The following is a 23,731-nucleotide window of genomic DNA, read 5'->3' as shown; positions in this document are numbered from 1 at the left end:
AATAAAAGATTTCAGAAGGAAATCAACACTATTAATAGGTTGTGATTTAAAGCTGGTCTTTCTCTTTTTTTGTTTTTGTTTTTGTTTTTGTTTTTGTTTTTGTTTTTGTTTTTAAATATGTACCTCAATAACCACACAGAATATTCCATGCGATACGGCACTTTTAAAGAAGAAGAGCTGATCGATCTTGCAGTGGCAAATGGGCTACAAACCATTGTGCTGACAGATATCAACAACACCAGCGCTTGCCTAAATTTTGTACGACTGCTGGAAGGAAAGTCTCAAAAACCTGTGATAGGCATTGACTTCCGCAGGGATCATCAAGCGTTGTACGTTGCCATTGCAAAAAATAACGCTGGGTTTCAGGAAATGAACAGCCACCTTTCTTTCCACCTAGAGAACAAAATTCCCATACCGGATCAGGCGCCTGAATTTGAAAACTCTTTTGTCATCTATCCATTGAAGAAAGTGATGGAGATGAAGAAAATTCGCTTTCGCGAAAGCGAATTCATAGGCATCTCCATTGCAGCTTTAAGAAAACTACCTTTTACCGATTATATTAAGTTGAAAGACAAACTGGTGGTGCTGCAAACTGTGAGTTTCCGTAATAAAAGGGATTTCAATGCGCACCGTTTGCTGCGATGCATTGACCTCAACATTCTGCTGAGTCAATTGCCGGAAGACCAGCAAGGATCAATACAAGACCAGATGATACCGCTAGTTAATCTAGAAAAAGTATTTGAGGAGTATCCCTATATCCTAAAAAATACGACTCAATTGCTGGAAGAGTGCAGCATCTGTTTTGACTATGACAAATCGTTGCTCAATGCTAATCAGAAAACATACCATCGCGACCGCGCCAATAATGTTGCTGCAGATCTAGAGCTATTGAAGCAACTCGCACAAGAAGGGATTCCTTACCGTTATGAACAATCAACTCCAGACATTGTACAGCGTATTGAAAAGGAAATTACCACAGTTGCTAGAAAGGGATTTGTCGCCTACTTTCTAATTAATTGGGAGATTTGCAAGTACGCTCGTGATAAAGGCTATTTCTATGTAGGTCGAGGCAGTGGGGCTAACAGCATCCTCGCTTATTTACTACAGATTACTGAGGTAGATCCTATAGAACTCGATCTATATTTTGAGCGGTTTATCAATGACTACCGCAGCAGTCCACCAGATTTTGATCTGGATTTCTCATGGGATGATCGTGAGGATGTAACGCGTTTCATTTTTGATCGTTTTGATAATGTAGCGCTACTCGCCACTTACAACACCTTTCAATACCGTGCAGTAATTAGAGAGTTGGGCAAAGTGTTTGGGTTGCCTAAGGCAGATATTGACCAGCTGAGTACTGGAGACTTGCGGCATTCTAAGCTCGATCAAATGCATCGCCTGGTATTGAAGTACGCTCATCACATCAAGGATAAACCCAACTACACGAGCATTCATGCTGGCGGAATCCTTATTACAGAGCGACCATTGCATTATTACAGTGCTACCAGTTTACCGCCTAAAGGTTTCCCTACCGTACAATTTGACATGCACATTGCAGAAGATGCCGGCATCCACAAATTTGACATTTTAGCCCAGCGCGGACTAGGGAAAATTAGAGATGCGATACAGATCATCAAAAAGAATCAACCAGAGGCACAGGTAGCAGATGTGCGCCGGGACACTAAAAAATTCATGAAAGACGCGAGCATTAATGCTATGATTTCACAGGCAAAATGCATCGGTTGTTTTTATGTAGAATCGCCTGCCATGCGCATGTTATTGAGCAAGCTAGCCACTGACGATTATATAGGTCTTGTCGCGGCAAGCTCTGTTATACGACCAGGTGTGGCACAAAGTGGGATGATGCGCGAGTTCATCTTGCGCACCCGTTACCCAGAAAAACGTGCAGAGGCGCATCCCATCATGCAAAGCATCATGCCTGAAACTTATGGCATCATGGTCTATCAAGAAGATGTGATCAAAGTGGCGCACTATTATGCAAAGCTCGATCTGGGCGAGGCAGACATATTACGACGAGGTATGAGCGGTAAATACCGGTCTAGAGAGGAGTTTCAAAAAGTAGAACAGAAATACTATCAAAACTGCCTTGACCAAGGTTACGATCCAGCAGAGTCTCAAGAAATCTGGAATCAAATCAAGAGTTTTGCGGGTTACGCTTTCGCGAAAGGTCATAGCGCCTCCTATGCCGTAGAGAGCTACCAAAGTTTATATTTAAAACGGTACTTCCCACTAGAGTACATGACCGCAACACTAAACAATGGTGGTGGGTTTTACCGCCCAGAACTCTACGTTCATGAAGCCAAAATGTGTGGTGCCACCATCGAGGCGCCCTGCATCAATCACAGCGATATTGCTAATACCATAGAAGGAACAACCATTTACTTAGGGTACAGCTACCTGAAGGAACTGGAGCATAAAACCATGAAACACATTGTCGAGGCCCGATGGCGAGATGGTGCTTTTCAATCCTTAGAAGATTTTATAAATCGGGTGCTGATAAGTGTGGATCAGATTTCCATATTGATACGCATCAACGCTTTCCGCTTTACCGGCATGGATAGGTATGAACTGTTGTGGCAGGCACTTTTTAAAATGGATAAAAATCCCAAAAAGGTGATTCAGAAACAATTGTTTGTTCCTAAATATAAAGAATCTCACATACCGCGGCTTACTACAACACAGCAAGAACTAGCTTTTGAGCAAATTGAGCTGCTCGGTTTTCCCTTGTGTTCTCATTTTGATTTACTGGCAAGCCCGACTCGCAACAATAAGACCCGTAAGGATCTCAAGGCCCACCTCAATAGTATGATCCTTATTTATGGATATGTAATCAATATAAAAACTACCCATACAGGAAAGGGTATGCGTATGCAGTTCGGGACATTTATAGATCGTGATGGTCATTTTTTTGATACCGTGATGTTTCCATCGGTGGCGGCAAGAATCACCTTTCGCGGAAGCGGTATTTATGCCGTCTATGGGAAAGTGGTAGAAGAGTTTTACTTCTACTCGATTGAAGTACAAAACATGGAGAAGGCAGATTATATACAAGATCCACGCTATGCAGAGGATAACCCGCAGACCATGCAGCGTCTGGACAAACAAGCCAGTTTGCGAGAACGCCGCATGGGTAACGGCAACGGGTATCGCAGGCAGGAGTTACCTCATGAAAAAGTAGAAATACATCAGCCAGGCGGCTCGCGTAAACCTGGAAAAGTTAGAGAATAAGAGCCAGGGAAATTAAGAAAATACGATTGATACCGTCTTACGGCGCCATGACAATAGAATTAGAATTATGAACTACGAAAGAATAAAAGAGAAGTTAGAAATACTGGCAGATGCTGCTAAGTATGACGTGAGTTGTAGCAGCCGCGGCAGCAAACGGCAAAATAAAAATAAAGGACTGGGCGATTCCAGTGGTATGGGCATATGCCACAGCTATACGGAAGATGGCCGTTGCGTGTCCCTGCTCAAGATCTTGCTTACTAATGTGTGTATTTTTGATTGCGCCTACTGCGTGACTCGTAAATCTAATGATATCAAACGTGCTGGTTTTACGGTACAGGAAGTGGTGGATCTTACCATCAATTTTTACAGACGCAATTATATTGAGGGATTGTTTTTAAGCTCTGGGATTTTTACAAGTCCAGATGCCACGATGGAACGCCTGATAAGAGTCGCCAAGAAACTGCGCCTAGAAGAAAACTTCAATGGCTACATTCATTTGAAATCTATACCAGGCGCCAGTGATGAACTGATGCAAGAAGCTGGATTGTATGCAGATCGTTTATCTGTCAATATAGAAATTCCCACTAAAGAAGGATTAAAACTCCTAGCGCCAGATAAAGACCACAAAGATTTCATACAGCCTATGAAGGCGGTAAAGAATGCCATTGACCTGTATAAATCTGAAAAGGAGATCATCAAGAGCACTCCTATTTACGCGCCAGCAGGCCAAAGTACCCAGATGATTGTAGGTGCAACTGGAGAAAGCGATCGGGATATTATGTACAGTGCCAACTTCTTTTACAATAAATTTCAGATGAAGCGGGTGTACTATTCGGGTTACATACCCGTGGCAGACGATTCCAGATTACCAGCTATAGGTACTGAAGTTCCTATGATGCGAGAGAACCGACTCTATCAAACCGACTGGCTGCTGCGATTTTATGGGTTTGATGTACGAGAGATCCTAAACGAACATCATCAAAATCTGGATATGGATATCGACCCTAAGCTTTCTTGGGCATTACGCAATCTGGATCAATTCCCCATTGACATCAATAGAGCGGAAAAACGAATGCTAGCACGCATTCCAGGAGTGGGAATGAAGTCTGTAGGCAAGATTTTAAGTGCCCGTCGTTATAGAAAATTGGGCTGGGATCACTTGAAGGCAATAGGTATTTCCATGAATCGGTCTAAATATTTTATTACCTGCAGTTCTAGAGAATTTGAGAGCCGCGACTTGACGCCTATACAGATCAAGAGTCAGATTCTATTATCTGGGAGCAGCAAATACAGTAAAAATTTCACTAACCAATTAAGCCTTTTCTAATGGAACGCGTTTTACAATATGACGGAAGTTTTGATGGTTTGTTGACTACCATCTTTACCATTTACCAGCACAAGATCAAGAGCCCAATCATCCAAGCACCTGCACAGCAACAAAGCAGCATTTTCGGGACTGCTCATGAGGTGATTACAGAACCTGAAAAGGCCCATCGTGTCTTGAAACGCATGAATGAACTGAGCACACCACAGGACATGAGGGAGTTTTACAAAGCTTTTTTAAGTGAGGTCATCGGTATAGAAAACACCTTGTTTCAATATTGCCAACAAACTTTTGAAGCAGGAAAAGCACCCTCTGGTGATTATGGGAACAGCATCATTCTTAAAATATCCCAAGCCGCCAAAATGGTGGGCCGCGAGAAACACCGCATGGAAGCTTTTATACGTTTTCACTTAATTGAGGACGATTTGTATTATGCGAACTGTGAGCCAGATTTCAATGTTCTGCCTTTAATCGCTTCACATTTCAAAAACCGCTATGCCGACCAGAAATGGGTGATCTATGATCTTAAAAGAGATTTCGGCATCTCCTACGATCTTCATGAAGTAGTAGAAGTTACCATCAATTTCAAGGATCCCAGGTCGCAGCGCGGCATCGTTAACACGGGCGGCTTGAAGGAATCTCGCTTTCGCGAAAGCGAAAACAACTACAGAGACCTATGGAATCAGTACTTTAAGAGCACTAACATAGAGTCTCGTAAAAACATGAAGCTGCATCTACAGCACGTTCCAAGAAGGTATTGGAAATATTTGAGTGAAAAGGTGGCTTAAGATCATATCTAGATAAGCATCAACGTTTAAGAGAAAAATGTCCTCTAATACTGGTATTATCTGATTTCTTATATTCAAACCAGTAATCAGATGAAGGCATTGGCACACCGTTGGATGTGCCGTTCCAACCTTCCTCTTGAGGTGTTAATTGCTTAATTAGTTTGCCATATCTATCATAAATGAACACTAGGGAATCAAGGTCTGAAATAGAGTTTTTGATATGCCAAAAATCATGATAGCCATCCCCATTGGGGGTAAAGAATTGAGGATAATCAAGTATTTGAATAAGTTGAGTTGAAATTCCGCATCCTGAAACATCCCGTGCAATTACTTCGTAAGTTCCAGCTTCCACATTTTGAAATACCCGTGATGTCTGAAAATTAACATTGTCAATGGAATACTCAAATGATCCCGTATTGCCCATTATTACCTCGATTGAATTCCTGTTTTGCGAGAATTCGCGTACTGTTAAATCTGTTATTTGAGGCGGTGTTGATTCAATAACTGTAAATTCTTTGAAGGTTTCACAAACAACAGAGTCATATTCTTTATAAACCGTAACCGTATAAACACCAGCCTGATTGATTTGTATATTATTGGCAGTTGTACCATTAGACCACCTGATACTATCGTATAGATCTTCTAATTGAATTTCTAATGTCCCTATATTATTACAAAGTAAATATTGTTCCTCCAATTCTAAAATTGGTCGTTCAACTATTTCCGTTATGAAGGAGGTTATAGAAAAGCATTGATCAGATAGGACATTCTCCACTCTGGCATACACCTCTTTAGTTTCACTAGTTTCCAGAATACCTTGCGATAAAACATTTGTTGCACTTAGCGCATCGTCTTGAGTTAAATAATAACTTACCGCGTAATCAGTAGTGCTTTGTCCATTTAAAATGTTTTGATTCTGTAAGGTAAGATCTACGGTAACAGATCCTCCATCTTCAGACGCGCACTGCTCCAATGTATCTACTTGATATGCTAATGGTGTGTCGTATGTTTTGATCGATACTGGTCGTATTTCATAACAATCTGGTTTTAGACGATTTGCTACTCTTACAAAAACATTCACACTTGAGCTAGATAATGGATAAATACCCAAAAGCGGATCGGTCCTATTTGTAGCATCCATTTCAGACGAAAAATAAGTGAAATCAAAATCAAGAGTAGTAAAGAAATCGAGAAGCATTTTATCAATCTCATCCAAGTCATATAAAATAGCACCATTAGCATCTCTTATCTCTTCACCATCTTCACAGACTACCATCTCTGGTAGCACAACAGGTAATGAAGGGGATTCAAATACGTTAATCCTAAACAAGGTTGAGTCCGTACAATCTATTGATCCAGTAGATACAGTCGCGTAAATTTCTTGAGTTTGAAAAGCATTTGCATTTTGATAGTTGCTGGGCTCATTAATGGGATTATTATTTTCAAGATCTTCTTCACTCGCATAAAATTTCACATCGTATATGTCCGGATCTTGTGAACCCAAAACAGTACTTTTTAAAGTGGTCAAATCAAAGATTTGAAAACCATCAGTGGAGCAAACATTTAAATCCTCAACATTATTGGCAACTGGCGCATTAAGAATCTTTATCTTTTGATATTCTACGTTTGATTTACCGTTGTAGAAAAGTGTTAGAGATACCTCATATGTCCCAGTGCTCTGAAACATATGAATTGGATTCTCAGTGGTGGAAGTGCTACCGTCACCAAAATCCCACATCACAGAATCTAATGTATCGATTGAATCCCCAAGTACGAACTCTGTGTTACTCCCTAAACAGTTGTTCGTAGTTTGAAAGCCATTGTAAAAAATCTCCTGATTGAAAATAGGCAATCCAAAATAAGCGTTATTCCCACCTAGATAGACACCTTCTTCTACGAAATCTGCTTGTTCTCCTCTTTCATTAGGTTTATTTATAACACTGAGGTATTCTGCACCGTATTGAGCTAAATATATTTTCCCATCAGGACCTAATTGCAGGCTTCCGTTGATGAGATCGTCATTACCATAGTTGTATTGTGAATTCTTTATTTGTTCTATTGACCCCCTTAGATCAAATTGATTGATTTGATTTAGGGTATTTGAAATATAGAAAAGGTTGCCGTTGGGTGAAAACTCGATTCCATAGGGGTCGCTGAAGGAGTTCTGAGAAATTGACTGTGCATTGGAAAGTACACCAGTTTGATCATTAAAATCAAACAACTGAACCAAGTTAATTTTAGGACTTGTCATAATCAATTGATCTCCTCTAGGCGACACTTTCATATGTCCAATTGCTTCCAATCTGTCAGGCATACCTAAAACAACTCCAGTTGTACTAACTATGGGGGTGGCATTAATACCAGATGAAGAAATTTTATAGCTCAAAAAGTTTGCATTATCCCAATCGTGGACTATTAGCCAATACGCATTTTCATTTTTTACTTTAAATATGGCTGCATGTTCTGTCGTGTTAGTTCTTAAAGAAATATTTTTCACACTGGTAATGTCACCAAGACCACCGTCCAATGACATGTCGATTTCAGAATATTGTAATCCTCCATCATAACCCTGTTCTACCAGAGTGAAAACATAATATATGGTTTCAGAACTAGGCTTTTTTACAATCATGGCAGAATTTGAACTCGAGATATGTCCATTCAATCCAGTTCCATTGGGCATGACCTGGTGGTCTCTATTCCATACTGTCAATCCATCTGAATAAAACAATAGATTGCCCGTAGCGTCTGAAATCGTAGCACTACCTTCATATACGACCTCAATTTTACCGTCTAACAGTGCCGTTGGAGCTCCATTAGTAAATGATATTCCTGCATTTTTACCAAAGTACCAATTGTCAGCTTCTTTTTGCGCAGTAGTGTGAAAGCAGGTTAAAGCAAGGATGCTATATATTAGTATTTTCATCATAGGGCTCAACTATATAGCAATTTATCAAAAAAAACTAAGTCGGTAAATTTTCCTAATTGCATTCATTCGCTTTCGCGAAAGCGAAAACAACTACAGAGACCTATGGAATCAGTACTTTAAGAGTACTAACATTGAGTCTCGTAAAAACATGAAGCTGCATCTACAGCACGTTCCAAGAAGGTATTGGAAATATTTGAGTGAGAAAGTAGCTTAACAAATGTTAACTGTGGTATTTCCATAAAATAAAATATATTTGCCACTCACATTTAACTATTAAAAATGAAAAAAGTATTATTAACGTTCGCGGCTGCAGGTCTTTTAATTGGAACTACTTCTTGTCGTGAAACAACAGAAGAAAGTGCAGAAACTACAATTGAATCTGCTGCTGAAGACACAGAAGATAACTTAGAAGCTGCTGGTGACGAGATCGAAGCTGCAGGTGAAGAGATGGAACAAGAAGTTGAAGACGAAGTTAACGACGCTGACGACATGTAGTCAAGCTGAAGATTTTAATTTTGCGTGAGTAAAATTTAATATTCTTCGTTAAATTAGTATCAAGCCACTAAAAACTTACGGTTTTTTAGTGGCTTCTTTTTTAGTCAATTTTCAACGGATATCTATAGCTTAGATAGTTGGAGATAATCTCGTTAAAAATAAAGTGTCGAAATTGCATCAAAATCAAAACATGATCGACCTACTTAAGCAATCCTATGGTTCTCAATTTGAACCTGATTTATTAAAAGAGATCGAAAAAGCATCCAATTATATAGAGGTGCCTGAAAATCATGACCTTATACGTCCTGGACAATATATTAAATCCATGCCACTGCTTTTGTCGGGTAGCATTAAAATAATGCGACCAGATGCTGATGGCGACGAGCTCTTACTCTATTACCTTGAAAAAGGCGACACTTGTGCCATGACCATGACTTGTTGCTTGGGCAATACAAAAAGTGAAATCCATGCCGTTACAGAAACCCCTACTCGACTGCTCATGATTCCTATCATTAAAATGGAAGAGTGGTCCAGTACCTTCAAAACCTGGCGCAATTTTGTTTTCAATAGTTACCATGAACGTATGATGGAATTGCTCGAGAGTATTGACAATATAGCTTTCAACAATATGGATGAACGACTGGCAAATTATCTAAATGAAAAAATAAAGATTCAGAATAGTAAGCACCTCTACACAACCCACAAACAGATTGCCGATGACTTGCATACCAGTCGAGTGGTAGTTTCTAGGTTACTCAAAAAAATGGAAAATAACGAGTTGATAAAGCTTCATCGCAGTTTTATTGAGGTCCTGTAACAATAGTTACTCAACATAGCGGGAGAGTCCTCTACTTTTGTTCTACAAGCAATTGAAACCCATGGAACTCGTAGAATTACTCGCTTATATAGGAGCACTATTTATAGGTCTGGTATTGGGACTTATAGGCGGTGGTGGTTCTATTCTTACCGTTCCTATACTCGTGTATGCAATAGCACTCGATCCAGTAGTGGCTACAGGTTATTCTTTATTTGTAGTGGGAACCACATCACTTGCTGGGTCTATACAACACATGAAAAGGAAAATGGTGAACTATAAAGTCGCCCTTCTTTTTGCAATTCCGGCCTTTACCGCGGTTTACCTTACTAGGGCATTTCTAATTCCTGCCATACCTGATAGCTTATTCTACCTAGGCAGCTTTGAGGTTACTAAAGACCTTTTTATCATGGTGCTTTTTGCAGTGATCATGTTGATGGCTTCTCTTTCAATGATCAGGAATAAAAAGACTAGCACTATTGAGGAGCAACACAACACTTCTTACATCATTTTAATGGTACAGGCTTTTGGTATTGGAATCATTACAGGTTTAGTAGGTGCCGGTGGTGGATTTTTAATAGTACCCGCCTTGCTCTTTTTAGCTGGACTTCCTATCAAAAAGGCAATAGCAACCTCCTTATTCATAATTGCAATCAATTCACTCATCGGGTTCCTGGGCGATGTTCAAAATATTGCTATTAACTGGGTGTTTTTAGTATCCTTTTCTGCCATTTCGGTGGTTGGAATATTTCTGGGTATGTGGCTAAACAGGTACATCGATGGTAAGAAGTTGAAAAAGGGATTTGGATGGTTTGTACTCATTATGGGAATCTATATTATTTTTAAGGAACTGGCTGGGTAACAGGAGTTACCTTTAAAGAAAAAGAAGTTTTTTTTTGTATAAAAATTAGATATCATGAATTTAAATTGGATCAAAACAGTAGTAGCAAGTCTTGTCTTTTTAAGCATAGCGACATTGAACGCTCAAGAAAACCGAATATTAAAAGTACTGACCGTGACAGAATTTAAAGCTGCTATTGAAAACGATGATGTCCAACTTATTGATGTAAGAACCCGCAAAGAATTTGAAGAAGGTGCCATTAAAAACGCCAGAAACATCGACTATTTTGAAGAAGAAAAGTTCAAGGCTCAATTCGAAAAACTAGATAAAACCAAGCCCGTGTTTTTATACTGCCGTTCAGGAAACCGAAGTAATAAAGCAGCCAATCGATTGCTAGATATGGGTTTTGAAAAAATCTATGACTTAAAAGGAGGCTTTATGGCCTGGCCATATAAAGAGATTGAAGAATAAAAGATAATGGAGCCATGAAGTTTCTTTGGCTGCTAGAATTAATTAAAAACCATTTGTTATGATAATCAAACAATTTGAATATAAACCATTAGCGCATTATTCCTATGCTATCGTGAGCGACGGGAAAATGGCAGTGATCGATCCAGAACGTAATCCTGAGCAATATTTCGCTTTCGCGAAAGCGAACAATGCACAAATCGTAGCAATCCTAGAGACACACCCTCATGCCGATTTTGTAAGTTCTCATTTAGAACTGCACAAATCTACTGGTGCTACTATTTACAATAGCGAGAAACTAGGCGCAGACTACCCCCATACATCTTTTGATGATGGGGACAGCATTGTTTTAGGTGACGCTACTTTAAAGGCAATCAACACGCCAGGACATTCACCAGACAGCATTACCATTGTTGCCACTGATGGAAAAGATACCGTTCTATTTACAGGAGATACGCTATTCATTGGCGATGTAGGACGACCAGATTTAAGAGAAAGCGCTGGAAACATGAAAGCTAAGCGCGAGGAACTAGCTGAAATGATGTACAACACCATGCAAAACAAATACAACGGCTTGCCAGACAATGCAATCGTATATCCGGCACATGGCGCGGGATCCTTGTGTGGTAAAGGAATGAGTGATGCAAATAGCAGCACGCTAGGCGATGAACGTCGCCACAACTGGGCGTTTAAAAAACAATCCAAAGAGGAATTTATGAGCACCTTGCTAGATGGACAACCTTTCATTCCGTCTTACTTCGGTTATGATGTGGACATGAACAAGGCTGGCGCAGCAAGTCTTGACGTTGCCGTGGCTAAGGTTCCGTTTGAGGAACGTTCCAGCGCAAATGGTCTTATTATTGACATGCGAGACGAGGAAGCCTTTAAAAAAGGGCACCTAAAAGGGAGTTTCAATATTCAAGCAGTATCTGATACTGCCAAGTTTGAAACCTGGCTGGGTGCGATCGTGACTCCTGAAGATGAGTTCACACTGGTCATTGATAGTCCAGAGAACAAAGACAAATTGGTAAAAAGAGTCGCCAAAATAGGCTATGAAAAGCTCCTTAAAAAAGTGATCACTCTAGCAGAAGAAAACCTTCAAACTACCGAGAAGTTAGATCTCGACCATTTCAAGAACAACCCAGGCAGCTACACTATTGTGGACATACGTAATGAAAGCGAGATTAATGAAGGTAAATTCTTTAAAAACGCGTTACCACATCCACTTAACGAATTGCGAGACACTGCCAGCAAGATTCCTACTGATAAACCTATTGTGGTGCATTGTGCCGGTGGCTACCGCAGCGCCGCAGGGAGCAGCATCCTTCAAGATAAATTAGAAGGAGTCACCGTGTATGACTTGAGTGATGATATACAGGATTTTAAATAAAAGCTATGAATGATTTCGCTTTCGCGAAAGCGAGATCTTTACAAAAATTAGTATTATGAATTGGATTTACGAACCTTGGCCGTGGTATGTTGCAGGCCCCTTAATAGCGTTAGTCATGTTTCTACTGTTGCTGATAGGAAAGCAATTTGGCATGTCTTCACCGTTGCGCACCACCTGTGCTGCCATAGGAGCAGGAAAAGCCGCAGATTTCTTCAAATTTGACTGGAAAGCAGAACGATGGAACCTCATGGTGGTGCTAGGAGCAGTTATAGGCGGGTATATTGCCTCAAACTATATGAGCGACAATACTGTCGAGATCAATCCTGAGGTGGCGCAGCAACTCGCCGCAGATTATCAGATTGAAAGTGCAGGCACGAGCTACATGCCGCCAGAGTTGTTTTCATTAGAAGCATTATCAAACCCATTTGTCATAGGAGTCTTGTTGGTAGGTGGTTTTTTGGTTGGTTTTGGAGCTCGCTATGCCGGCGGTTGTACTTCAGGCCATGCGATATCTGGTCTTAGCAACTTACAGTTGCCGTCACTCATTGCAGTGGTCGGCTTTTTTATAGGTGGACTGGTAATGGTACACTTTCTCTATCCCTTAATATTTTAGAAGATGAGATATATCACTTATTTAGCCGTTGGGGTTTTCTTCGGTATCGTTATGTTCAAGTCAGAAGCTGCGTCTTGGTTCCGTATTTACGAAATGTTCCAGTTTGGAAGTTTTCATATGTATGGAATTATAGGATCTGCTTTAGTATTGGGTATCCTAGGAATTCAGCTTTTCAAAATTAAAAATGTCAAAGCAGTCGGAGGAAATAATTTGAAGTTGCAACCTAAAGACAAAGGAATCGCTCGATACCTCATAGGCGGGATTATTTTCGGTTTAGGCTGGGCTCTTGCTGGAGCTTGTCCTGGCCCCATGTATGTGCTAGCTGGTGCTGGTTATGCCCCAATATTGATTGTAATTGTTGGAGCGCTTCTTGGGACTTTTGTATATGGACTTTTAAGGAGTAAGTTGCCACATTAGCTACTGGCTGATATTGTCGCTTTTAACAATAATAGAGTGCAATCTAGCCATTATCAAGTGACTCATATATTTGATTAAATACCTTACTGGCTTAATAACTTTAGCAAACTCTAAGTAGAATTTAGACAATACTTATAACAGAAAAAGAGACAATCATAATCAAATGATTGTCTCTTTTCATGGATATGATCTAGCTTTCTATACGTCTAGATAATAAGCTTTAAAGCTATTCCATTCATATTTACTTAAAACACCGTTATCATCAGTATCCCAATTATTAAATACGAATTCAGCAAGTTCATATTGACTGATAAAGTTGTCACTGTCTAAATCGACATCTGTAAAGTATTCAGTATTATAAATGACGTCGTAATATTCATTATAATCGATGGTACCGTCATTATTTACATCTATCATGCCCACTTCTTCGTTTATCAGATAATCATCATAGAAGTAGTTGTAACCCAACAGCCATTCTTCGTCGGTAAGAAAGCCATCATTATCTGTGTCTAGCCCTGCATACGATTCTTTGAAAAATCCTTCTTCTATTATTCCTGTAGGTTCAGCTCCTTCAGACCATAGAGAGTAATATTCCTTAATAAACTTATCCTTAAACTCTTCTTTTTCTATTAGGTTATCTCCGTCCTTGTCCCAATTGTCAAAGTTTTGCTGAGCAAACAGACTTGTTGTTCCTAAAATAATAAAGGCGCTTAAAATCAATTTTAAAGTTTTCATTGTATTTAATTTTAATAGTTAAACGTTAGTTCAATTTAAAAAAAATGACCTCTCTACTTTATTGATATTATTAGTTTAACGGCTTTTTAACCAGGTATTTGAATTTTTTTATCTTAAATATTGTCAAATTCTTAAAACTTATAAATCAAGTGAAAGAATATTCTATGGAAAAGTTTATTCTCAGTGCGGTCGGTACGGAGTTTTTGAAATGAAGTAAAAAGAACCCTAATACTGTATAAAATAAAAATCCCTTATAATCAAAAGATTATAAGGGATTTCAGTACTCGAGACGGGACTTGAACCCGTACGGGCATTACTACCCATTGGATTTTAAGTCCAACGTGTCTACCAATTCCACCACTCGAGCTTATGTACCAGCGGCACACAAAATTGGTAATAAAAAAGAGCGAAAGACGGGGATTGAACCCGCGACCCCCACCTTGGCAAGGTGGTGCTCTACCGCTGAGCTACTTTCGCATTGTTTATTCTTATGAACTAAAGAACGATCACCTGAAATAAGAATTTCAAAGCGGATGCAAATTTAATAACTTTCCCTATTCCACAAAGGAAAATTTGTAAAATTATCGCGTGCCTTTATCAGTTCCTACCAGCATTCTTTTGATTTCATTTAATTTCATCAATGCTTCTACTGGAGTGAGCGTATTAATATCTACTTGAATGATCTCATTTTTGATTTCTTCCAGCAATGGATCGTCAAGATTGAAAAAACTCAACTGCATTTCTTCCTCTTGACTCGACTTCATAGCGGCTGTAGCCTCTTCTCTTTTATGAGATTTCTCTAATGTCTTCAGCATCTTCTGTGCCTTGCGAATAACTTGTTGCGGCATTCCAGCCATTTTGGCGACATGAATCCCAAAACTGTGATGGCTCCCCCCTGGAATCAGCTTGCGCATAAAAAGAACCTTATCTTTCAATTCTGTTACTTCAACGTTGAAGTTTTTGATGCGCTCAAACTGTTCTGTCATTTCATTGAGCTCGTGATAGTGAGTGGCAAATAATGTTTTTGCCTTAAAAGGATGCTCGTGCAGGTATTCTGTAATCGCCCATGCAATAGAAATCCCATCATAAGTGCTGGTGCCACGGCCTATTTCATCCAGCAGGATCAAGCTGCGATCACTGACATTATTCAAAATGCTGGCACTCTCATTCATCTCTGTCATGAATGTAGATTCTCCTTGTGAGATGTTATCGCTCGCTCCTACTCTGGTAAATATTTTATCGACTATCCCCATTTTCACCTCATCTGCTGGGACAAAGCTTCCCATTTGAGCCAGTAGAACGATTAAGGCAGTCTGCCTCAAAATCGCACTCTTACCACTCATGTTAGGTCCAGTAATCATGATGATTTGTTGTTCTTCACGATCCAGTTGAACATCGTTAGGGATATAAGGTTGATCTGCCGGCAACATTTTTTCAATGACTGGATGGCGACCTCCTTTAATGATGAGCTCGTCGCTTACTAATAATTCTGGTCTTGTATAATTTGAAGCCACCGCATGATCTGCAAATGAGATCAAGCAATCCAATTGACCTATTAAGTGTGCGTTGTTCTGAATCGGCTTTATAAAAGGCAGTATTTCTTGAACTACTACTTCAAACAACTCTTGTTGAAGCGCATATATACGTTCTTCGGCTCCTAAAATTTTAGCCTCGTATTCCTTAAGCTCATCAGTGATGTAACGCTCAGCATTTACTAAGGTTTGTTTTCTGGTCCAGCTATCTGGTACTTTATCCTTATGAGAATTACGCACCTCGATATAATATCCAAAAACATTATTACTCGAGATTTTAAGACTTGATATTCCCGTTTCTTTACAATGCCTGTCCAGCATTTTGTCCAGATAATCCTTTCCTGATGTCGCTAGGTCTCGCAACTCATCCAATTCTTCATGGTAACCGCTTGCAATCGTCTTTCCCTTTAAAATATTTACAGGAGCTTCTTCATCCACACGCTCTTGAATGATTTCTATGAGGTGGGTGCAGTTGTTTAGGCTTTCGCCCAAAGTGTTTAGAGAGGAGTCTTTTGCATCTATAGCAAGCTCCTTTATAGGCACTATAGCTTGTAAACTGTTTTTCAATTGAATCACCTCTCGCGGACAAATTTTACCCACAGCAACTTTAGAAACCAAACGCTCCAAATCGTTCATCGTCTTGAGGTGCGACTTGATCGTAGATCTCGTTTTTGTTTCTGCTTTGAAATACGTCACTACATCGTGACGTTTTTTGATCTGTTCTAGATTCTTTAGAGGAAAAGCCATCCAGCGCTTGAGCAATCGCGCGCCCATAGGCGTGGTTGTCTGATCAATAACGTCGATCAAGGTTACCGCGCCGGTACTGAGCGCCTGATACAACTCTAGATTGCGCACCGTAAACCGGTCCATCCAGACAAAGCTGTCATCTTCTATTCTAGAAATAGTAGCGACGTGATCAATTTTATGATGCTGGGTTTCGGCTAGATAATGAAGTACAGCACCTGCCGAAATAAGCGCTTGATCCAGCTTATCCACTCCATAGCCTTTTAGGGAATTGACCTTGAAATGTTTCAGCAAGCTTTCTCGAGCATAATCAATCTGGAAGACCCAGTCTTCTAAATAGAAAAAGGGCAAGTCATATGGGAAGTCCTTAGCCAATTGCTTTTTATTACTTCTGGAAACGAGGACTTCACTCGGGTTAAAATTTTGAAGGAGCTTGTCGACTTCTTCTTGTGTTCCTTGACTGATCAGGAATTCCCCAGTCGATATGTCCAGAAAGGCCACGGCATAAATATTTCGCGAAAGCGATACAGCGGCTAAAAAATTATTAGATCGTGACTGTAGCACCTCATCATTGAGCGACACGCCAGGAGTGATTAACTCCGTCACCCCACGTTTGACAATGTTTTTAGTTTGTTTAGGATCTTCTAATTGATCGCAGATGGCTACTCTCTCGCCAGCGCGAACGAGTTTAGGCAAATAGGTATTTAAAGAATGGTGAGGGAAGCCTGCCAGCTCTGTACGCTCACCGCCATTGTTCCTGTTGGTCAAGACTATATTGAGGATGCGCGCCGTTTTAACGGCATCTGCCCCAAAGGTCTCGTAAAAATCACCCACGCGAAACAGCAACAAAGCATCAGGATATTTAGTCTTGATCTTATTGTACTGCTGCATTAAAGGGGTCACCTTTTTGCTTGTGGATGCCAAATTCTAAGTGATTTTGATGAACTTTAAAAATACGATTTACGGTAGGGATGCCTAGAAATCAAAAGAGTGACTTTTCAACATCTTTTGCGGGTTTCTAAAAATCTAGATAAGCTACTTGACGGTACTCATCCATCCCGACAATATCTTTTAAGACAGTGAGATCTGCATTAGAATACAACCTGTGCTGACCCAACTCGCTACTTTCATTCAGCAATTGGTGTTCTTGTAATATCGCGAGGGTTTGACGAGCTACAGCAGTACCTGAATCAATGATTTTTACGTTATTAGGAAGCATTTCTTTCAGTAAATGCTTGATGTACGGATAATGACTGCAACCCAATACCAGGTAATCGATGTTAGAAATAAGCAAAGGCTCTACTATGCGTTTGAGTAAGTGCCGCATTTCAAGGCTGTTGGTCTTTCCAGATTCGATCAACTCTACAATACCGGTGCCTACAACCTCAATAGTGTCAATATCTTGTGTAAAGCGCTCTTGTGTGGTTTTAAATAATTGACTGGACAAGGTGCCTTTAGTAGCGAGAATCCCAATCTTTTTAGTATCCGATTGTAAAGCTGCTGGCTTGATTGCTGGTTCTATCCCTATAAATGGTATGTCATAGTGGGATCTTAGATAATCAATAGCGTTTGTAGTCGCGGTATTACAAGGAACTGCAATAAGTTTACAACCCTGAGATATTAAATAATCTGTATTCTTAACGCTTAAAGAAATGATCTCGTCTTTAGAACGAATACCGTAAGGAGCATTCTTAGAATCCGCGAGATAGATGGTATTCTCATGTGGCAGCAAATGAATAACTTCCGTCCATACGGAAGTACCTCCCACACCGCTATCAAAGAAACCTATTGCTGCTGTACTCAATCTAAGTTTATTTAGAACTTCCAATGTACTTCAAAAATAAAACCGCCCCTAGAAACTAGAGACGGTTTTTATATTATTTGAAAAGAGACTCTTATTTGATCCCTAATTCTTTTTTAACGTCAGCCATTAGGTCATAACCATCAGCCATAATCAATCCAGTTCCTGTAGTAGAATCTAGTACATAATCAAAACCTTTTGCGCGAGCTACTTTGAAGATTGCCTCACGAGCCTGATTGTAAACTGGCTTCAATAAATCAGTTCTTTTTTGAGAAAGAGATTCTTGAGACTTAGTGTAAAAGTCTTCGATTTTCTTGCGGTCTTCTTGAATTTGTGCAAGGATACGCTGATTCTCTTCATTAGAACGGTTTGGAGCATTTTGTTGAGCTTCCTGAGCTTTAGTTTGCAAGGCCTTGTCCATGTTAACTAATTCTGCCTCATAGGTTTTTGCATAGTTTCTCAACTGCTTTTCAGCTGCTTTAGCTTTAGGCAATAATTCTACTAGTTCTTGAGATGCGATATGCGCAACTTTAGAAGTAGAAGTTTGTGCATTTGCTATAGTGGATCCTAATAAAAGGAAAGCGGCTACTACTATTAAATTCTTCACTTGTTTCATTTTCAATTTTCTTGTTTTTTATTACTTAAGGGTTGCAAATATAATGAGTTCCAAAGGTTTAATTACCTCCTGGTGGGTTGTTATTCTTATCTTCTTTAGCTTTCCTACGAGCTTGAAGAACACTATCTTTCTTACGGGCGCGCTCTTTTATCAATTCTTCTCGACGCTCTTTGTACTCTCGTGCTCGAGCCTCTTTAATACTATCGCGAACTCTTATTTTCTCTGCTCTTATGGCTGCTCGCTCATCCACCACTTCTTGCTTAGCAATGATTTTTTCTTGTGCATCTGCTGCTTCTTGAACTGACATGTAAGGCTCATCTCCAGCCTCAGTTGGTGGTCCATTTTTAGTAGCTCTAGCTTCTGCGCGATCTTTTGCTTTTCCTGTTCTACCTATAGCCTTTAAAACATCGTCACTTAAATCGTGACGATCGTCGCTGTACAACATAGTCACTTCAGATCGCTCTAGAATAATATCGTATTTCTTTTGCTGTCCAATTTTCTGCATTTCATTGAACACTTGATCTTGCACTGGCTGGATCAATTGCTGTTTTTGCTTTATAAAATCCCCTTGTGCGCCAAATCTTTTTTGCTGGTAATCACTCAGCTCTTGACGCTTAATGTCGATATCTTCCTCACGCTCTTCTATCAGTTCTTTAGTCAATAACACGCGTTCATTCTTCAATGAATTTTCCATTTGACTGATAGCAGACTCCATTTTCTCTATCTCCACTTTCCAAGACTGCATTCTTTGCTCCAGCTGGTCGGATGCTTTTTGATACTCAGGTACGCTCTCCAAGATATAATTCATGTCGACGTAACCCACACGGATTCCTCTTTGCGCTTTCGCGAAAGCGAAACTCAACAAAGTCAGCATCAATAAAAACGAAATCTTGTTTCTCATCATCTAAGGTTTTAAAGAAATAACCGTGCCATTCTAAAACTGCTGCCCGATTATAAAATGCACCTGCCAGCCGCTAGGATCTAATGTGTTAGACAAAGGCGCTGGATCAAACCCATAACCGAAGTCAATTCCTAACAAACCAAATGCCGGCATAAACACTCGTAGCCCTGCACCTGCAGATCGTTGTACATCAAACGGATTATAACTCCTAAAAGTATCGTATGAACCAGCAGCCTCAGCAAATGTCAATACATAGATCGATGCTGCTTGCTCTAATGTGATAGGATAGCGAGCTTCTAGAGAGAACTTGTTATACACTGTATCTCCATCACCACTGGTGGTCAAGGCGCTGTTTTCATACCCGCGCATTCTAATGATATCACGACCGTCTAGTGAAAATGCTCCTAGCCCGTCACCACCTACAAAAAAGCGCTCAAATGGAACCAGTCCACGATCGTTGTTGTAAGCTCCTAGGAAACCAAATTCAGTTTTAGTTTGCAGTACTAATTTATCATAAAGCTGTGTGTACCAGGTACCATCAAACTTAATTTTATAATATTCTAAGAAACGGAAGCGTTCTTGATCAATTTTAGCTGGATCTGGCATCCCATTCGTTTGAAAATCAGGGTTATTCTCTAGGTTTTCATAGTCAGTTCCATTCCATAAGGAATAGGGTAAGGTCATTTTGGCGGTTAAGGAGAACTTAGAACCGTAGGTAGGGAAAATAGGGTTGACACCCACATCATCACGTACCAAACCTACCGTATAGGCAAAGTTGTTAGAGAACCCGTTCGGGAAATTAAACAATCGGGTTTGGTAATTTTGCAAATTATAGTGCTGGAAAGAAAGTGCTTGTGAGAATTGGAAATAAGGATCAGGCCATTCCAATCGCTTAGCAAGACCGATTGTTGCTCCAGAGATGATGAATTTCTGATTTCTATCCACTTGTCTAAAGTCTCTTGCATCCACGCGGAATTGCTCGCTACGGGATAAGGATACATTGAAGGAAACTGGTTTTTTTCCACCCAACCACGGCTCTGTAAAGTTTAATGAGTAGGTACGGAAAATGGTACTGGCTTGCGCTCTAAGCGCTAAAGTTTGACCGTCCCCTTGAGGTACCGGTGTATATGCCTCTTTATTAAAGATATTTCTTAGAGAGAAGTTGTTGAACTTTAAACCTAAGGTTCCAACAAATCCACCACCACCATAACCACCTTGTAATTCAATCTGGCTAGCTCCTGCTTCTTCTAATTCATATTCCACGTCGACAGTTCCTTCTTGCTGGGAAGGGTTTAAAATACGTGGGTTGATTTTTTCAGCATTGAAAAAGCCCAACTGCCCTAATTCTCGAATAGAATTAATAATAGCAGCCTTGGAATACTTCTCGCCTGGATTAGATCTTATGTTACGATAAATCACATGATCGTTCGTACGGGTATTTCCTTTTACAGAGATATTGTTGAAATAGGCAATATTATCTTCTACAATACGTATTTCAAAATCAATGGTATCGTTTTGAACCCTGGTTTCTACAGCATTGATGCGAGAAAATAGATACCCATTATTTTGATATTCGTTCTCTAAACTACGCGCATCTGGATCAGTAGGATCTGAAATTTGATTGTCAAATGCAACCCCATTATAAACATCCCCTTTTTCAACCTTAAGAATACGTTGTAATTGCTGATCAGTATAGGCGGTGTTCCCCACAAACTTAATATCTCCAAAATAGTATTTGTCCCCTTCCTCTACTTTAATATTTAAGGCAATAGTTTTGTCATTAATACGTGTCAAGGTATCAGATATGATACGCGCATCCCTAAAGCCGTTTTCTTTTAGGGTGTTCACTACAGATTTTAGATCCTCTTGATAATCTGCTTCAACATATTTGGATCTTTTTAGAACACGCAAGAAGTTTTTCTCCTTAGTATTTTTCATGGCCTTGCGCAATTTCTTATCAGAAATTTGCTCATTACCTTCAAAGTTGATTTCGGCAATTTTGACTTTTTCACCTTTGTCGATCTCAATCTTCATGTCGACTAAGTTATTTCCTAAGGTGTCTTCTACTTCTCGTACTCGTACTAAAGCATCTGCATAAAGGAAACCTTTGTCTTTATATTTCTTTTCAATAAAGTTTCTGGTGGTGGTAACTAGGTTTTCGTTTGCCTTAGTTCCTTTAGTAAGATTCAATTCTTTTAATAAGTCTTTCTTACGATTCTTTGACAAACCGTCTATTTCAATAGACTTCAAAGTAGGAACTTCAATAATATTGAATTCTAAGTCTATGGTGTCGATGATGCCATCATTTGGATCTCCTTTGATACCCGTAGCATACACTCGTATATCGCTAAAAAGCTTGAGTTCCCACAATTTTTTAACCACATTGCTTAAGCGTTCTCCTGGAACATAGATACGGTCTCCTTTACGTAAACCGGTAAAGGCTACAACCGTGTTTTGATTGTAACTTTTAGCTCCAGTAACCGTGATGTCACCGATGATGTATTCTGTAGATTCTCCAATTGGTATGTCACCAGGTTTTTGGGAAAAGGATATAGCGCTTATGAATAGGGCTATTACTAAAAGTAGCTTTTGTGCTAACTGTCTTGTCATCTCGTTATAATTGTTCACTCGTTTTACCAAATCGCCTTTCGCGATCCTGATAGTTCTTTAATGCTTCCAGGAAATCTTCCTTTCGGAAGTCTGGCCACAGCACTTCTGTAAAATATAATTCTGCATAAGCGATTTGCCACAACAAAAAATTGCTGATTCTATGCTCACCGCTGGTACGGATCAAAAGATCAACATCTGGCATATCTTTGGTAAATAGGTGGTTGTTAATGGTGGCTTCTTGAATATCTTCTAGTTCTAGATCACCTGTGACCACTTCTTGCGCTATTAGTTTAACCGCGTTTGTGAGTTCCTCGCGGGAACCGTAGCTAAGTGCTAAGGTTAAATCCATCTTATCATTGTCCTTAGTCAACTCAATAACTTCATTTAATTCTCGTTGCGCCTTTTGGGGTAATAGGTGCAGAGAACCCACTGCTTTCAAGGAAATTCCATGTTTTTTTAAGGTAGGTAATTCCTTGCGCAAACTGGATACCAATATCTTCATAAGCGTGTCCACCTCGAGCTTAGGCCGCTTCCAATTCTCTGTACTAAAAGCATATAATGTCAGGTATTTTATACCTAATTCAGCACAGGTCTCTACGGTTTGACTTACTGCTCTTGTCCCTTTTTCATGACCTCGCACTCGCATCAATCCTTGATTTTTTGCCCAACGACCATTCCCGTCCATGATGACAGCAATGTGTTGTGGCAGTTTTGCAGGGTCAAGTAGAGTTTCTTCCATTTCTAAAAATTACAATAACAGGGTTTGCGACCAAAGGTGTAGGTCAAAGTTATCCCGCTAAATACATACCAATCTTTATTACTCTTGTTTCCAAATTTCAAGTCTTCTCGATCTTCCAACTCTCCCGTAGGGTTGCTCCCATCAAGATTGTCCGTAAAACTGAACCTTGCCCCTATTTCTGCTCCTAGAATCAGGTGCTGAGTAAGGTTAGATTTAACCCCTAACACAAATGGTATCGCAAACGTGATGTCTTTATCATACTCCTCCAATTCACCATTATTATTTAGCGCTTCTGAACCATGTCGCAAAGCGGTAATCCCACTATACATATAAGGAGTAATTTGTTGCTGTCCAGAATACAATTCCCAATCCCAGAAAGTATATTCAATACCTACAGATGCTTCTAGCGCATTATACTCATAACTCAATCCCCTCAATTCTCTAGATCTATCGTCGCTCTTTGCATCATCTCCACTTAATTGGGAATATATCAATGTTGCTCTAAAGCTGTGCCTGCTGCTTCGGTTCCATTTAAAGATTCCACCTACCGCAAGGGCATTTGGACTCACATAATTAGTACTCCCCACATCTCCTATGACATTCGACCCTCCAGCCCACACTCCTAATTCATAGGTTTGCGCTTTCGCGAAAGCGAAAACAATACAAAATAGAAACGCAAGGACGAATCGCATGGATTTTTTAAAACGTGCAAATATAACAATTCTCAT

General features: G+C 39.8%; 19 protein-coding genes, 2 tRNA genes and 1 pseudogene. 11 read left to right on the top strand and 11 right to left on the bottom strand.

What is annotated here, in order from left to right; genetic code table 11:
* The first annotated feature begins 117 nt into the window (after positions 1-117).
* From NMS_RS05110 to NMS_RS05100, 3 genes are all read left to right on the top strand, one after another.
* On the top strand, positions 118-3,249 hold the full coding sequence (locus tag NMS_RS05110; RefSeq protein ID WP_041495737.1) for a DNA polymerase III subunit alpha: 3,132 nt from the start codon (positions 118-120) through the stop codon (positions 3,247-3,249).
* Positions 3,250-3,316: 67 nt separating this feature from the next.
* On the top strand, positions 3,317-4,576 hold the full coding sequence (locus NMS_RS05105; protein WP_041495736.1) for a putative DNA modification/repair radical SAM protein: 1,260 nt from the start codon (positions 3,317-3,319) through the stop codon (positions 4,574-4,576).
* Entirely contained in the window at positions 4,576-5,361 is a 786-nt protein-coding gene (locus tag NMS_RS05100; protein WP_041495735.1) for a TIGR03915 family putative DNA repair protein, read from the top strand. Before NMS_RS05105 ends, NMS_RS05100 begins: the two co-directional genes overlap by 1 nt.
* 19 nt (positions 5,362-5,380) lie before the next feature.
* On the opposite strand, the gene NMS_RS05095 is transcribed toward NMS_RS05100, so the two are convergent.
* Positions 5,381-8,287, bottom strand: a complete 2,907-nt coding sequence (locus NMS_RS05095) for a T9SS type B sorting domain-containing protein (RefSeq protein ID WP_084217615.1) — start codon at positions 8,285-8,287, stop codon at positions 5,381-5,383.
* Between the two features lie 70 nt (positions 8,288-8,357).
* Between NMS_RS05095 and NMS_RS13675 the strand changes: the two are divergent.
* From NMS_RS13675 to NMS_RS05060, 8 genes and pseudogenes are all read left to right on the top strand, one after another.
* Positions 8,358-8,501, top strand: a pseudogene (locus tag NMS_RS13675) (DUF4130 domain-containing protein); the annotation flags it as partial.
* Between the two features lie 65 nt (positions 8,502-8,566).
* Positions 8,567-8,782, top strand: a complete 216-nt coding sequence (locus tag NMS_RS05090) for a hypothetical protein (RefSeq protein WP_041495733.1) — start codon at positions 8,567-8,569, stop codon at positions 8,780-8,782.
* A gap of 190 nt (positions 8,783-8,972) precedes the next feature.
* Positions 8,973-9,599 (top strand): Crp/Fnr family transcriptional regulator, encoded by a 627-nt coding sequence (locus tag NMS_RS05085; protein ID WP_041495732.1) that lies wholly within the window; start codon positions 8,973-8,975, stop codon positions 9,597-9,599.
* A gap of 61 nt (positions 9,600-9,660) precedes the next feature.
* Positions 9,661-10,458: a sulfite exporter TauE/SafE family protein gene (locus NMS_RS05080; protein ID WP_041495731.1), complete on the top strand. Its 798-nt coding sequence runs from the start codon at positions 9,661-9,663 to the stop codon at positions 10,456-10,458.
* Between the two features lie 54 nt (positions 10,459-10,512).
* Positions 10,513-10,908, top strand: a complete 396-nt coding sequence (locus NMS_RS05075; protein WP_052476731.1) for a rhodanese-like domain-containing protein — start codon at positions 10,513-10,515, stop codon at positions 10,906-10,908.
* Between the two features lie 58 nt (positions 10,909-10,966).
* Positions 10,967-12,295: an MBL fold metallo-hydrolase gene (locus NMS_RS05070; protein WP_041495729.1), complete on the top strand. Its 1,329-nt coding sequence runs from the start codon at positions 10,967-10,969 to the stop codon at positions 12,293-12,295.
* Between the two features lie 55 nt (positions 12,296-12,350).
* The gene (locus NMS_RS05065) at positions 12,351-12,908 is read left to right on the top strand and encodes a YeeE/YedE family protein (protein ID WP_041495728.1); all 558 of its coding nucleotides are present in this window, start codon (positions 12,351-12,353) and stop codon (positions 12,906-12,908) included.
* 3 nt (positions 12,909-12,911) lie between these two features.
* The gene (locus NMS_RS05060; RefSeq protein ID WP_041495727.1) at positions 12,912-13,325 is read left to right on the top strand and encodes a DUF6691 family protein; all 414 of its coding nucleotides are present in this window, start codon (positions 12,912-12,914) and stop codon (positions 13,323-13,325) included.
* A 198-nt stretch (positions 13,326-13,523) separates the two neighbouring features.
* On the opposite strand, the gene NMS_RS05055 is transcribed toward NMS_RS05060, so the two are convergent.
* The 10 genes from NMS_RS05055 to porG all read right to left on the bottom strand — a co-directional run bounded on the left by NMS_RS05055 (position 13,524) and on the right by porG (position 23,731).
* A complete protein-coding gene (locus NMS_RS05055) occupies positions 13,524-14,060 on the bottom strand; it encodes an EF-hand domain-containing protein (protein WP_041495725.1) in 537 nt (178 codons plus the stop codon).
* 281 nt (positions 14,061-14,341) lie between these two features.
* A tRNA-Leu gene (locus NMS_RS05050) sits at positions 14,342-14,427 on the bottom strand.
* Positions 14,428-14,465: 38 nt separating this feature from the next.
* A tRNA-Gly gene (locus NMS_RS05045) sits at positions 14,466-14,537 on the bottom strand.
* A gap of 104 nt (positions 14,538-14,641) precedes the next feature.
* Positions 14,642-17,260, bottom strand: a complete 2,619-nt coding sequence (gene mutS / locus NMS_RS05040) for a DNA mismatch repair protein MutS (protein ID WP_041495723.1) — start codon at positions 17,258-17,260, stop codon at positions 14,642-14,644.
* A gap of 94 nt (positions 17,261-17,354) precedes the next feature.
* Positions 17,355-18,140, bottom strand: a complete 786-nt coding sequence (murI, locus tag NMS_RS05035) for a glutamate racemase (RefSeq protein WP_041495722.1) — start codon at positions 18,138-18,140, stop codon at positions 17,355-17,357.
* Positions 18,141-18,231: 91 nt separating this feature from the next.
* The gene (locus NMS_RS05030; RefSeq protein ID WP_041495720.1) at positions 18,232-18,753 is read right to left on the bottom strand and encodes an OmpH family outer membrane protein; all 522 of its coding nucleotides are present in this window, start codon (positions 18,751-18,753) and stop codon (positions 18,232-18,234) included.
* 58 nt (positions 18,754-18,811) lie between these two features.
* Positions 18,812-19,654 carry an OmpH family outer membrane protein gene (locus NMS_RS05025; protein WP_041497485.1) on the bottom strand — a complete coding sequence of 281 codons (843 nt, stop codon included), beginning with the start codon at positions 19,652-19,654 and terminating at the stop codon, positions 18,812-18,814.
* Between the two features lie 33 nt (positions 19,655-19,687).
* Positions 19,688-22,264: an outer membrane protein assembly factor BamA gene (gene bamA / locus NMS_RS05020; protein WP_041495719.1), complete on the bottom strand. Its 2,577-nt coding sequence runs from the start codon at positions 22,262-22,264 to the stop codon at positions 19,688-19,690.
* Positions 22,265-22,268: 4 nt separating this feature from the next.
* Positions 22,269-23,003, bottom strand: a complete 735-nt coding sequence (locus NMS_RS05015) for an isoprenyl transferase (protein WP_041495718.1) — start codon at positions 23,001-23,003, stop codon at positions 22,269-22,271.
* Positions 23,004-23,005: 2 nt separating this feature from the next.
* On the bottom strand, positions 23,006-23,731 hold the full coding sequence (gene porG / locus NMS_RS05010; protein ID WP_231862361.1) for a type IX secretion system protein PorG: 726 nt from the start codon (positions 23,729-23,731) through the stop codon (positions 23,006-23,008).

Origin of the sequence: Nonlabens marinus S1-08, assembly GCF_000831385.1 — a bacterium.
Taxonomy (GTDB): Bacteria; Bacteroidota; Bacteroidia; order Flavobacteriales; family Flavobacteriaceae; genus Nonlabens; species Nonlabens marinus.
The sequence above is the reverse complement of the archived record's forward strand: the minus strand, read 5'-3'. Positions and strand labels throughout refer to the sequence as shown.

Coding starts and splice junctions, on each gene's coding strand:
- NMS_RS05110 (WP_041495737.1), top strand. CDS start 118: ATGTACCTCAATAACCACACAGAATATTCCATGCGATACGGCACTTTT.
- NMS_RS05105 (WP_041495736.1), top strand. CDS start 3,317: ATGAACTACGAAAGAATAAAAGAGAAGTTAGAAATACTGGCAGATGCT.
- NMS_RS05100 (WP_041495735.1), top strand. CDS start 4,576: ATGGAACGCGTTTTACAATATGACGGAAGTTTTGATGGTTTGTTGACT.
- NMS_RS05095 (WP_084217615.1), bottom strand. CDS start 8,287: ATGATGAAAATACTAATATATAGCATCCTTGCTTTAACCTGCTTTCAC.
- NMS_RS05090 (WP_041495733.1), top strand. CDS start 8,567: ATGAAAAAAGTATTATTAACGTTCGCGGCTGCAGGTCTTTTAATTGGA.
- NMS_RS05085 (WP_041495732.1), top strand. CDS start 8,973: ATGATCGACCTACTTAAGCAATCCTATGGTTCTCAATTTGAACCTGAT.
- NMS_RS05080 (WP_041495731.1), top strand. CDS start 9,661: ATGGAACTCGTAGAATTACTCGCTTATATAGGAGCACTATTTATAGGT.
- NMS_RS05075 (WP_052476731.1), top strand. CDS start 10,513: ATGAATTTAAATTGGATCAAAACAGTAGTAGCAAGTCTTGTCTTTTTA.
- NMS_RS05070 (WP_041495729.1), top strand. CDS start 10,967: ATGATAATCAAACAATTTGAATATAAACCATTAGCGCATTATTCCTAT.
- NMS_RS05065 (WP_041495728.1), top strand. CDS start 12,351: ATGAATTGGATTTACGAACCTTGGCCGTGGTATGTTGCAGGCCCCTTA.
- NMS_RS05060 (WP_041495727.1), top strand. CDS start 12,912: ATGAGATATATCACTTATTTAGCCGTTGGGGTTTTCTTCGGTATCGTT.
- NMS_RS05055 (WP_041495725.1), bottom strand. CDS start 14,060: ATGAAAACTTTAAAATTGATTTTAAGCGCCTTTATTATTTTAGGAACA.
- NMS_RS05030 (WP_041495720.1), bottom strand. CDS start 18,753: ATGAAACAAGTGAAGAATTTAATAGTAGTAGCCGCTTTCCTTTTATTA.
- NMS_RS05025 (WP_041497485.1), bottom strand. CDS start 19,654: ATGAGAAACAAGATTTCGTTTTTATTGATGCTGACTTTGTTGAGTTTC.
- bamA (WP_041495719.1), bottom strand. CDS start 22,264: ATGACAAGACAGTTAGCACAAAAGCTACTTTTAGTAATAGCCCTATTC.
- NMS_RS05015 (WP_041495718.1), bottom strand. CDS start 23,003: ATGGAAGAAACTCTACTTGACCCTGCAAAACTGCCACAACACATTGCT.
- porG (WP_231862361.1), bottom strand. CDS start 23,731: ATGAGAATTGTTATATTTGCACGTTTTAAAAAATCCATGCGATTCGTC.